At 55.8% G+C, this 12,353-nt stretch carries 8 protein-coding genes; all 8 read left to right on the top strand.

Annotated features, from left to right (window positions below):
- Window positions 1–17: 17 nt before the first annotated feature.
- The 8 genes from tssK to NWP14_RS01975 all read left to right on the top strand — a co-directional run bounded on the left by tssK (window position 18) and on the right by NWP14_RS01975 (window position 12,348).
- Window positions 18–1,358 carry a type VI secretion system baseplate subunit TssK gene (gene tssK / locus NWP14_RS01940; RefSeq protein WP_375214684.1) on the top strand — a complete coding sequence of 447 codons (1,341 nt, stop codon included), beginning with the start codon at window positions 18–20 and terminating at the stop codon, window positions 1,356–1,358.
- Complete coding sequence (gene tssL / locus NWP14_RS01945) at window positions 1,355–2,044, top strand: type VI secretion system protein TssL, short form (RefSeq protein ID WP_375214685.1); 690 nt, start codon at window positions 1,355–1,357, stop codon at window positions 2,042–2,044. Before tssK ends, tssL begins: the two co-directional genes overlap by 4 nt.
- Window positions 2,041–3,753 (top strand): OmpA family protein, encoded by a 1,713-nt coding sequence (locus NWP14_RS01950; RefSeq protein ID WP_331834378.1) that lies wholly within the window; start codon window positions 2,041–2,043, stop codon window positions 3,751–3,753. The genes tssL and NWP14_RS01950 overlap by 4 nt, the downstream gene beginning before the upstream one ends.
- Before the next feature lie 3 nt (window positions 3,754–3,756).
- The gene (gene hcp, locus NWP14_RS01955; RefSeq protein ID WP_331834377.1) at window positions 3,757–4,248 is read left to right on the top strand and encodes a type VI secretion system effector Hcp; all 492 of its coding nucleotides are present in this window, start codon (window positions 3,757–3,759) and stop codon (window positions 4,246–4,248) included.
- Window positions 4,249–4,424: 176 nt separating this feature from the next.
- The gene (gene tssH, locus NWP14_RS01960) at window positions 4,425–7,076 is read left to right on the top strand and encodes a type VI secretion system ATPase TssH (protein ID WP_375214686.1); all 2,652 of its coding nucleotides are present in this window, start codon (window positions 4,425–4,427) and stop codon (window positions 7,074–7,076) included.
- Window positions 7,073–9,562 carry a type VI secretion system Vgr family protein gene (locus NWP14_RS01965; protein WP_375214687.1) on the top strand — a complete coding sequence of 830 codons (2,490 nt, stop codon included), beginning with the start codon at window positions 7,073–7,075 and terminating at the stop codon, window positions 9,560–9,562. Before tssH ends, NWP14_RS01965 begins: the two co-directional genes overlap by 4 nt.
- Before the next feature lie 16 nt (window positions 9,563–9,578).
- Entirely contained in the window at window positions 9,579–10,373 is a 795-nt protein-coding gene (locus NWP14_RS01970) for a hypothetical protein (protein WP_375214688.1), read from the top strand.
- Entirely contained in the window at window positions 10,366–12,348 is a 1,983-nt protein-coding gene (locus NWP14_RS01975; protein ID WP_375214689.1) for a hypothetical protein, read from the top strand. The genes NWP14_RS01970 and NWP14_RS01975 overlap by 8 nt, the downstream gene beginning before the upstream one ends.
- The last annotated feature ends 5 nt before the right edge of the window (window positions 12,349–12,353 follow it).

Raw genomic sequence — 12,353 nt, forward strand, 5'->3', positions numbered from 1 at the left:
CGTAAGGCAGGAAGCCGATGAAAACGGAACAACCGTTGTGGGGCAGGGGCATCATGGTCTCTCCCCAGCACTTCCAGCAACAGGCTGCGTATGCGGCCTGGTCTGTGGAATGCATTGCCCGACTGGGACTCAATCATCCTTGGGGGGTGATTGAGTCGACCTTTGAACCGGACATACTGAAACTCGGTCGTCTTCAGGCCCGTAAGCTGCATGTCCGTTTTCAGGACGGTACGCTTATTGATACGGATAATGCCGATGCGCTGCCGCCGGTTCTGTCACTGGACGGCGAATCACATGACATCGTGGTGGTGCTGGCTCTGCCCTTGCTACGGGCTAATGGCGGTAACTGCCTTAAATCCGATGAAGTGGCCGAACGTCCGGTACGTTACCGCCAGTGCTGGCGGGACGTACGCAACCAGTATGATGTGGACACCCGCCAGATTGCGGTGCTGCAGCCCGAACTGACGCTACGCTTTGCTCATCAGAACAACAGTGATTATCTGACCTGCCCGGTGGCCCGTCTGCAACAGGATTCGCAGGGTATCTGGGAGCTTGATGGCTGTTTCCTCCCGCCGCTGCTATCCGTACAGAGCAGCCGCTGGCTGATGACCCAGCTCGAACAGCTGATGATCCAGCTGCGAGCCCGCCTGAGCCGTCTGATGGCCATGCGCCGGGAAAGCAATGCGCGGATGGCAGATTTTGCGGTGGCCGACGTGTCTCTTTTCTGGCTGCTAAATGCCCTGAACAGTGCAGAACCGGTACTCGGCCAGTTTCTGCGTTATCCGCAGAGCCCGGCTGAGCGTCTGTATCCAGAACTGGCGAGGCTTGCCGGCAGCCTGCTTACATTCTCCCTTGAGCATCAGGTCAGCGCTATTCCGCTCTGGCAGCACGAACGGCTGAGCGCCGTTTTTCCGCCGTTGTTTGACTTATTGAGCGACCTGCTGGAAGCAAGCCTGCCGTCACGGGTGGTGTCCGTTGAACTTGAGTACGATAAGCGCCTGCATTTCTGGCAGGCGCGTCTGCACGATCCCCGTCTGCGCGAAAGTGCCGACTACTACTTATCTGTACGTTCCCGCATCCCGGTGGCGCAGTTGCAGGAACAGTTCCCGCGCCAGTGCAAGGTGGGCAGCCCGGATCACGTCCGGGGTATCGTCAATTCCTCGCGGGTAGGGGTGCCGTTGACACCGCTACGTCATGTACCGGCCGCTATTCCGTTGCGTCTGGAGAATCAGTATTTCAGCCTTGATGTATCCCATCCCCTGGCAATCGACATGCTCGAAGGCGGCTGCTGCATGTTTTATGTCCCGGGAATGCTCGGCGAGCCTGAACTTGAGCTCTTTGCGGTACTGAGAACATGAGTGAGCGTAAACGCGGCGTTGCCGCGTCCATCGATATTGATGCGCTGTTGCAGGATACCTGGCTGCAGGTTATCAGCCTGCGTTATGGCCCACAGTTTCAGGAAGGGGAAGGACGATTACTCTGGGAGCGCTGTGTCGCTGACGTGGAGCGCGTACAGCGCGCGCTGAAGGAGAGCAAACTGGATGACGCCAGCTGCCAGCATATTCTCACAGCACAATGTGCCCTGCTTGATGAGGCGGTTAAAGGGCGCGGCATAGAGGATGACGCCTGCGTACAGTGGTATGACATTCCTCTGCAGGGGCACTTCCTCGGCACTATGGATGCCGGCGATACACTGTGTGACCGTATGCGCGACGTGCTGCGTGAGCCTGCACCTGACGATGCGGTGCTCACCTGCTTTCAGCGCGTCATGATGCTGGGGTTCCTCGGTGATTTTCGTTCGTTGAACGATCCCGAACGACAGAAACTGATACTGGCACTGAATGACCATACCTCCCCCTTCGGCTATCCACAGACCCATATGGTAATGGCTGAAAGCCGGGCAGGGCGGTTTATGGGCGGCTGGCTGTCCTCATGGTCCGTACGCATCGGCATCAGCATTCTGGCGCTCGCTGGCCTGTGGTGGGTACTGAGCTACTGGCTCGATCAGATGCTGGCAGCCCTGTTGCCTGGGACCGTGAAATGAGTCCGGCGCAGCGGCGTGGACTTGCGCTGTGGGCGGCTCTGCTGACCGCCGTCGTGTGTCTGGGGTTTCTGCCGGCATCCCGACTGGTTTCCATTCTCATGCTGCTGGCTGGGCTGGGGCTAATTGCTGCAACTGGATATACCACAAGGCGGCGCTGTGAGCAGGAAGTGCCCCTACGGCTGGATAATCTTCCTGAGGCCACGTATCGCCAGCCGGTAGTGCTGGTCTGCGGCGATCTGCCGCAGGTTTGGCCTGAGCAGTCTCAGGTGCTTACCGTCACACAGGGATGCTGGATCAGGGTCGACGAGAGTCAGAATCTGGAGCAGGTGGCCCGGCAGCTGTTATGGCTGCGTCCGAACTGGGGGCGTCAGCTTTCGGTGATGGTTAGCATCTGTCCGCAGAAGCATGCGGACAGCGAAGCCCTGACCAGCCGTCTGCTGGCCCTGCGCTGGTTTATCAGCCAGCTGCGTCGTGATACCGGACATACCGTACCGCTGGTTTTGTGCGTCCGGGCCGGCAGCTCGATGATGAATGACATGCTCTGGCAGGCTGCTATTCCAGGGGAAGGGAGCCGCGTCTGGCGGGAGTCCTCAGCACCCGGTCCTGTTTCTGCATGGGTCACGACCGGTGGCACGGTGGTCATGCAGCAGCAGGTGCTGATGAACAGCCTGATGACCTGGTCCCAAAGCCACGTCAACGCGGTGTTTACGGATAAGAGTCCGGATATCCCGCAAATTGCGCCCGCCGCAATGTTATGGGGGATTGGGCAGACCCTCTCTGGCAGTCTCAGTTCTTCCCTGTGGAGCGCCTGGCTGACACGACACACCGCCATGCGGCTCGTCGCGGGCTGGCTACCCGTGGAGGATGGCCCCAGGGGCGCGTCTCCGTTCCCGGACTTTGTCCTTCCGCACTTACCGGAAAGCCAGGGCCTCACGCCCCGCGGCCGCGCCTGGCGCTGTGCGCTCGGACTTTTCACCCTGGCGTCCGCTGCGGCTCTGCTCAGCAGCGGCTGGAACAATCGTGAGCTGTTGCACCGTCTGAGTTTTGATATAGCCCATTATTACCGACTCTCCATGGACGACTACGGGCCGAAAGCCGATGCGGTCAAGATCTTACGCCAGGATGCCGCTCAGCTGGACGGCTGGGCGCGTAACGGCGAACCGCTACGGATGAGGCTTGGCCTGTATCAGGGAGAAAGATTACGCGTGCCGGTGCTGAATGCGATCCGCTCTTATGTGCCGCCGCCATCGCCGCCAAAACCGAAGGCAAAGTCGGCGCCAATACCGAAAATTATCCGTCTCGACAGCATGTCGCTGTTCGATTCCGGCAGTTTCGCACTGAAAGCCGGCTCCACCAAAATGCTGGTCAATTCGCTGGTTGGCGTCAAGGCCAAGCCGGGCTGGCTGATCGTGGTCGCAGGGCACACCGATAACACCGGCAATCCACAACTCAATCAGACGCTGTCCCTGAAACGTGCCGAAGCGGTGCGGAACTGGATGCGTGATACCGGCGACGTGTCGGAAAGCTGTTTTGCGGTGCAGGGCTATGGCGCAAGTCGCCCGATCGCGACCAACGACACGCCGGAAGGCCGTGCGCTGAACCGCCGTGTCGAAATCAGTCTGGTACCGCAGGCGAACGCCTGCCAGATACCGGGCACCCCCCAGGCGCCATCGCCGGATGATGGCGCATCACAACACAATGGAGAGTAATTCATGGCAATTCCTGTTTATCTTTGGCTGAAAGACGACGGCGGTGCGGATATTAAAGGTTCCGTCGACGTGAAAGATCGTGAAGGCAGCATCGAGGTGGTGGCGCAGGAGCACAGCCTGTACATCCCGACTGACAATAATACCGGCAAGCTGACCGGCACCCGCATTCACACGCCGTTCCTGTTCACCAAGGAGATCGACTCCTCCAGCCCGTATCTGTACAAGGCGGTGACTACCGGCCAGACCCTGAAGTCCGCCGAATTCAGGTGGTACAAAATCAACGATGCGGGTCAGGAGGTGGAGTATTTCAACACCAAACTGGAAAACGTCAAGCTGGTGAAGGTCGCGCCGAAAATGCACGACATCAAGGATCCTGCCTACGAAAAGCATAACCACCTCGAGCAGATTGAGCTGCGTTACGAAAAAATCACCTGGACCTACAAAGACGGCAACATCATTCATTCCGACTCCTGGAACGAACGCGCCACCGCGTAAGCCTGATGCGGACGGGGCAACCTGTCCGCAGTTTTCCTGAGTATCTTCCCGACGGGTACTGAGTAAAACATCCCGTAAACGAGAAATCTGACCTGATGCGCTTTAGGTTCCTTACGACAAGGAAAAGCGATGGGCGGTAGCGTGCCCGAAGGTCCCCAGACAGCGAGTTCAAGAACATGGAAAATCCGGCAATCCTCCTGCGACGTCTCAACCCCTACTGCGCCCGTGCGCTGGAAGGGGCCGCCTCCCTGTGCCTCACGCGAGCGCATGCTGAAATTCTGCCGGAGCACTGGCTGCTGAAGCTGCTGGAGCAGGGCGAGGGTGACCTCATCGTACTGGCGCGTCGCTATGAATGGGATATGGACGCTCTGTGGCAGGATTTGCTCGGCTGGCTGGATGCGCAGCCGCGCTCGGTACGCAGCCGCCCACAGCTGGCAGAGAGCACCCAGACCCTGATGCGCGAAGCCTGGATGCGGGCCTCGCTGGCCGGTGAAGAACGCATTCGCGGCGTGCATCTGCTGATGGCGCTGGTCGATAAGCCTAAGATGGCACGCTGCGACGGCCTGTGGCCGCTGCTGACGCTGGGGCAGAGCCAGCTGCAGCGCCTGCGCCCGCTGCTCGATACGCAGTCCGACGAACGCCCGGAAGCCCAGCAGGACGCGGAGCTGGCGCAGAACGGCAGGGAGGTGCAGTTTGTTGGTCGCCCGGTCGGTGCCGGGATAAAAGAAGGTGAGCTTAATCCGGCGCTACAAAATGCGTTGGATAAATATACCCTCGACGTCACCGCCAAAGCGCGCGAAGGCGGCATCGATCCGGTATTTGGTCGCGATACGGAAATCCGCCAGATGGTGGATATTCTCTCCAGACGCCGCAAGAATAACCCGATCCTGGTCGGCGAACCGGGCGTCGGCAAAACGGCCCTGGTGGAAGGCCTGGGGCTGCGCATCGCCGAAGGTAATGTACCGGAGTCGCTGAAAGCCGTCAGCCTGCACACTCTCGACCTCGGCCTGCTGCAGGCGGGGGCGGGCGTCAAAGGTGAATTCGAACAGCGGCTGAAAAACGTTATCGATGCGGTGCAGCAGTCACCGGTACCGATTCTGCTGTTTATCGACGAAGCGCACACTATTATCGGCGCCGGCAATCAGGCAGGCGGCGCCGATGCGGCCAATCTGCTCAAGCCCGCGCTGGCGAGGGGGGAGCTGCGCACCATCGCCGCCACGACATGGAGCGAATACAAACAGTATTTTGAGCGCGATGCAGCGCTTGAGCGCCGTTTCCAGATGGTGAAAGTCGATGAACCGGATGACGATACCGCCTGCCTGATGCTGCGCGGCCTGAAATCCCGCTATGCCGAACATCACAACGTCCACATTACCGATGACGCGGTACGCGCTGCGGTCACCCTGTCGCGGCGCTATCTGACTGGCCGCCAGCTGCCGGACAAAGCGGTCGATCTGCTGGATACCGCGAGCGCCCGCGTGCGTATGAGCCTCGATATCCTACCGGAGCAATTTACCCGTATCCGCATGAAGCTCACCGCGCTGGAGATGGAAAAACAGGCGCTGCTGGAGGATATCGCCGTCGGGAATCGCGCTGATGGTGAACGCCTGATCATGATTGAGCAGGAAGAGGTGCGCCTGATTGTCGAACTTGATGAGCGGGAAACCCAGTACGGCCAGGAGCTCACGCTTACGGAGCAACTGCTGGAGAGCCGTCAGGATATCTCCCGTCAGGGTGAGACACGCGAACTGCAGCAGCGGCTGCAGGACATTCAGCAAAGCAGTCCGCTGCTTTCGGTTGATGTGGATGTTCGCACCGTCGCTAACGTCATTGCCGACTGGACCGGCGTCCCGCTCTCCTCGCTGATGAAGGACGAGCAGACCGAACTGCTGAATCTTGAAGGCGAAATCGGTAAACGCGTGGTGGGGCAGAGTGCGGCCCTCAACGCCATCGCCCGACGCCTGCGGGCCGTCAAAACTGGGCTGACGTCTGAAAACGGTCCACAGGGCGTATACCTGCTGGTGGGCCCCAGCGGCGTTGGCAAAACCGAGACCGCGCTAGCGCTGGCGGACGCGCTGTACGGCGGCGAAAAATCCCTTATCACTCTCAATTTGTCCGAATACCAGGAGCCGCACACCGTTTCCCAACTGAAGGGGTCGCCCCCGGGATACGTGGGCTACGGCCAGGGCGGCATTCTGACCGAAGCGGTACGCAAGCGCCCGTACAGCGTGGTGCTGCTCGATGAGGTGGAGAAAGCCCACCGCGACGTGATGAATCTGTTCTATCAGGTGTTCGACCGCGGCTTTATGCGCGACGGCGAAGGGCGCGAAATCGACTTTCGCAACACCGTGATTCTGATGACATCTAACCTCGGCGGCGACCCTATCATGCAGCTGCTGGACGAACGGCCGGAAGCTACCGAAGTCGATTTACATGAACTGCTGCGCCCCATTTTGCGCGACCATTTCCAGCCAGCGTTGCTGGCCCGCTTTCAGACGGTGATTTATCGCCCTCTGAGCGAGCCTGCAATGCGCACCATTGTGGAATTGAAGCTTAAGCAGGTAAGCCAGCGGTTGCAGCGCCACTACGGCCTGGAAACTCATATCGGCGAGAGCCTGTATGACGCGCTTACCGCGGCCTGCCTGCTGCCGGATACCGGTGCGCGCAACATTGACAGCCTGCTCAATCAGCAGATTTTGCCGGTGCTGAGCCAGCAACTGCTGGCTCATATGGCGGCGAAGCAGCAGCCAACATCGCTGACGTTAGGCTGGAGTGGGGATGGCGGTATTGCACTGGAGTTCAGCGGAGCCAGAGGAGAGGCATCATGAGTACAAATCCAAAAATCAGATTCAGCCATAACCACCACCAGCTGGCGATTAAAGGATGTAAGCCCGCGCTGGACGTGCTGGCCTTTGAAGGCGAGGAAGCCCTGAGCAGACCGTTCAGCTATCGCATTGAGTTCACCAGCGCCGAGCATGCCATCAGCAAAGAGATGATGCTGATGAAGGCCGGTTCTCTGACGCTGCAGGCCCCGGTGGATCAGGGTTTTGGTATTAAGCTGCAGCAGCCGGTGCGGGTGATTCAGGGCGTGGTCAGCGGACTCGAGCGGCTCGGTACCTCGGCGGATGAAACCCACTATGCGCTGACGCTCCAGCCGCGTCTGGCGCTGCTCTCTCGTTCACGCCAGAACGCCATCTACCAGGACATGTCGGTCCCACAGATCGTGGAGAAAATCCTGCGTGAACGGCATAACTTCAAAGGGCAGGATTTTCTGTTTTCACTGAGTAAAGAGTACCCGCGCCGGGAGCAGGTGATGCAGTACGGCGAAGATGACCTGCACTTTATCACCCGCCTGCTGGGGGAGGTGGGGATCTGGTTTCGCTTTACCGCCGACACGCGCCTGAACATCGACGTGGTGGCGTTTTACGACAGCCAGCAGGGCTACGAGAAAGGCCTGACGTTGCCATCGGTACCGCTGTCGGGCCAGCATTCGAAAGGGGTGGACTCGGTCTGGGGGATGGAATGTCATCACAACGTGGTGCAGCAGCAGGTCAGCACCCGCGACTACAACTACCGTCAGGCTAATGAGGATATGAATGCGCAGGTGGATGTCACCAGCGGGGATACGACCACCTACGGCGATGCGTATCACTATGCTGATAACTACCTGACGCAAGGTAGTACGTTCGACCGCAGCCCGGACCCGGAGTCCGGGGCGTTTTACGCCCGTATCCGCCATGAACGCTATCTGAACGGCCAGACGCAGGCCCGGGCTATTACCAGCTGCCCGACGCTCTCTCTGGGCCAGGTGCTGAAGGTCACGGGCGGCTATGAAGTGGCGGAGACGTTCAGCCAGGGCGTGGTGATAACCGCGATCGCCAGCTTCGCCCGTCGCGATCGGGATTTTGAGCTGCACTTCAGCGGTATCCCGGACAGCAGTGATTTTGGTTTTCGCCCGGAGCCCGGCACGCGGCCGGTGATGGCGGGCACGCTGCCCGCACGCCTAACCAGCACCAGTGAAAATGATATCTACGGCCATATCGATAAAGATGGCCGCTATCGGGTGAATATGCTGTTCGACCGCGATAGCTGGGAGACCGGGTTTGAAAGCCTGTGGGTGCGTCAGTCCCGCCCGTACGCAGGCGACACTTACGGCCTGCACCTGCCGCTGCTGGCGGGCACCGAAGTGGCAATTGGATTTGAGGACGGCAACCCGGACCGGCCGTATATCTCCGGCGTGCTGCACGACTCGACCCACGGCGACCACGTCACCATTCGCAACTACAAACGCAACGTCCTGCGGACGCCTGCGAATAATAAAATCCGCCTCGACGATGAGCGCGGAAAAGAACATATCAAGGTCTCGACGGAGTACGGCGGCAAGAGCCAGCTGAATCTCGGCCATCTCGTCGACAGCGAAAAGCAACAGCGCGGGGAAGGCTTTGAGCTACGCACGGATTCATGGGGCGCCATCCGGGCGCAGAAAGGGATATTTATCAGCGCCGACGGGCAGGCGAAGGCGCAAGGGCAGGTGCTGGAGATGGGGGCGGCGCTGGCAAGGCTTTCCGTCGCCTTAGTGGAAATGCAGTCTCTGGCGGCCAGCGCGCAGCAGGCTCATGCGCTGGCGGCGGATGTCGGTCGTCAGCAAAAACTCCTGAAGCAGAAAATAGAACAACTGCATGAAGAGGTTATCTTAGGCAGTGCGCCAGAAGGAATGGCACTGGTGAGCGGCGAAGATATGCAGCTATCAGCCAGCGATAATCTGACGCTGACAGCAGGTAAGCAACTGGATGTAGGGGCGCAAAAAGACTTCACTCTGGCCGCGGGTAAGCAACTCAGCCTGTACAGCCGTGAAGGGGCAAAACTGTTCAGCTCTCAAAATGATATTGATATTCAGGCTCAGGGCGGAGATATCACCACCTGGTCCACACAGGACACACATATTTCGAGTGGCAAGAATCTGGTCGTTACAGCCCAGGATGAACTGACGCTGATATGCGGCGGTGGTTATATCAAAATCAAAGGCGGGAATGTTGAGATTGGTGGGCCTGGCAAACTGCTTATAAAGAATGCGGGAATAAAGAAGGCCGGCTCCGGCAGTATGCAGGGTGTGATGAAGTCGTTTGAGCCATCAACGTTTGATGAGAAATTTGTTATTACTCATCCCGTATCAGGAAAGCCTCTCGCAAATCAGAACTATGACATTTATATGCCTGATGGGAGCATGTTGTCCGGAATAACAGACAGTTTAGGGCATTCATCACTCATATCATCAAAAGCCGTTGATGGGCTAAAAATAGTTTTAAAAAAATAAAGAAAGGAACAGGGTTATGATAAATCTGATTATGCGGTTCTGCTTTATATATGTTGTTTTTGTTCTGAGTGGTTGTGTAGCTGGCCCTTATGGCGGGGGTGTTGCCTTGGTTAATCCTTTTTCTGCGATGAATGATACGCAGAAAGAGCCGGAAAAGAAAAAACAGCAGCCTGAGGTTTATGGTCCGCCGCAGATAATTTATCGCATTGATAAAGAACGTTACTTTACGCTGGAAGAGTATACCCGCTGCGAAAACGGGAAAACGTTTTATAACAACAAGGCTAAAGGAATTCATACACAGATAGCACCCTCATCAGGTTATTTATTTAAAGGACGGCTGTTCTGGCTATCAAACCGGGATGACTATTTAGCCTTTCCAATCACAGCCAATGATAATAAGGCAGCATGTAAGGGATCGGATAAAGGGTGCCTGAATGTTGTTTCGGTGACAACCGATGGTGGGAAAACCGTGCACTCAGTGACTTACGGATCAAATACACAGGATCCTAATGGTGACACAAAAGACTACGATATGCTGGTGACTAATGACAGTTTTTATCTGATTTATTATCGGGGAAAGGGAAGAGTATACCCTGTTGTAGATAGATGGGATCTTGATAAAGAAAACTGGCTGGGTGTGGTTAAATCTGAGGATGAATATAGTTTACTCAGGCCTGGAGAAGAAAAACCTGTTGGGGGCTTTTTTAAAATAGATATGTCAAAGTTTTACCCAAAAAAAGGAGAGGGTGAAATGCAGTGTGATCGGCAGTTGGAACCAGTACAACCCACAGGAAGGATTTCAGATGAATAATCAAACATCTCCCACACGGAAAGTCGATGTTCAGATGACAGATAACGGGACGCCGTTTGCTCATTCAATAACCTCGCATAAAAATATTCATGTGAATGCTGAAGTTCAGCCGCCATTACAATTGCCTGGATTAGTTATCTTTGTACATGGAGTTAACTCGGAAGGTGAGTGGTATAATGACGCTGAAAAATCATTATGTGAGGGATTAAATCAGCGGTTGGGTCTTAATGATGAGCATGTTCTTGTAGAAAATCAATATGCCGAAGGCTACTGGGAACCCTGTGATAAAAATAGTCCTGAATGGAGAGGATGTTATAGTGATATGTATGATGAGAAGAAACAGAAATGGGTTCCTCCGCCCAGGGAAATAAAAGAAGAAGGCCGTTCTCCCGTCATTCGGTTTTACTGGGGCTATCGTGCCGCTGATAATGAAACCGATAAATATGCCATTCCGCTTAAAAATAAGCAGGGAGATAATTATTACGACCTGACGCCTGAACAACGAAAAAGCAAAGGCCCTTTTTACTGGGGAGGTGGCCCTTTCCAGAACGGTTGTAATCAGTTAGTCAGTCTTTGGAGCGAAAAAGGGTTTGATAACTGGCCGTCAGCGCTGGGCATTCCGGTGCCATTCAGCACTCAGCTATTGAACGGAGAACGTGACAGGCTTCTGACAGCCGCACCTCCACGTCATTATTATGCTCATGCAGCAGGCCGTCTGGCAAAGCTCATTAAAACCATTCGTGATAAACATCCCGAGGATACAGTGACGGTGCTGTCCCACAGTCAGGGAACGATGGTTGCCCTGGCCGCTGCTGCAATCGAAGCGCCGGATGCACTGTTTGTGATGAATTCGCCCTATGCGCTGGATAATGAAATGACAACCTATATTTCGTATCCCATGAATGAAATCATCAGCAAAGAGGCCAGAGAAGCGACATTTGCCGATATTGTAAAAAAAGTGGCTGAAAATAAAACACGTTTACAAAAGCAAGGGTGTGAAAGATTACTTGCAGGAGCCAGCAGTGATGGTGAAAGTTGGTCACCGGCCGGGAAAACGCACGGTGGTGTGCCAGAGCGTGATAACCATGGAACAACCTGGATTTACTGCAACCCTCACGACCGGGTAATGGGCTCTGCCCCTTTACGCAGTATTGGATGGCAGGGACTGCCCAATACGGAAACCAGCCGTTTTACAGAACCCCATCCCCTGTTTAAGGCAGCGGGAGACACGCTGTACGTGCGTATGCTCGGGCGGAACACGCCATGCGGCGTTGAACCCAGCACGCAGACCCACTTTAGCGATCTTGATGATGGGAAACCATTCTGGGACAGCACCACAACCCTAATGCAGAAGATGACCTGGCCCGCGCCGGTAAAAGAGCAAAAGCTGACGATTAATGCGCCTCTTGTGCCTGACCCCTTGTCTGCTGAAGAATTAAAGGATTTTGACCAGGATTATCGCAGCAGGGATAAGCAATCCGGTTCGACAGGCTTTGGCTACGGACAAACTGATGCCGACAGGAATGCCCCCATTGATGTCGATTATCGCTATTACATATCGCTCTACGGCTATTTTGATCAGAAAATGAAACTTAAAGAACCTTCAGGAATTCAATTACCGGGGCCCGGTTCAAAAGAGGATCGTAACAGATATGAAAAACAATCGAGAGCTGAAATGCTGGAAGATATTCGTACTTATGTTCAGCGACCGACAGATCACAGTACGTTACCGATGGATGAACGTTTCATGAGTAGGGTCGTTGCTTATGACGTGCCAGTTGGCTATTGCTGGCATTCCTGGGACAGAGAAAGTCTTGCTGAATTACGCTACCAGGCTGACTGGCTGGAAAGTGATGACTATTACTGGTCAGGCAAATTAGATATTCCGGCAATGCCAAACGTTATCAGAAGAAATATTGCCAGTGACGCGGTTGAAAAAAGGGCCAGTGAGCTATCGCGACTCGATATCAGATAATAATA

Origin of the sequence: Klebsiella sp. C349492, from assembly GCF_042055345.1 — a bacterium.
Taxonomy (GTDB): Bacteria; Pseudomonadota; Gammaproteobacteria; order Enterobacterales; family Enterobacteriaceae; genus Klebsiella; species Klebsiella scottii.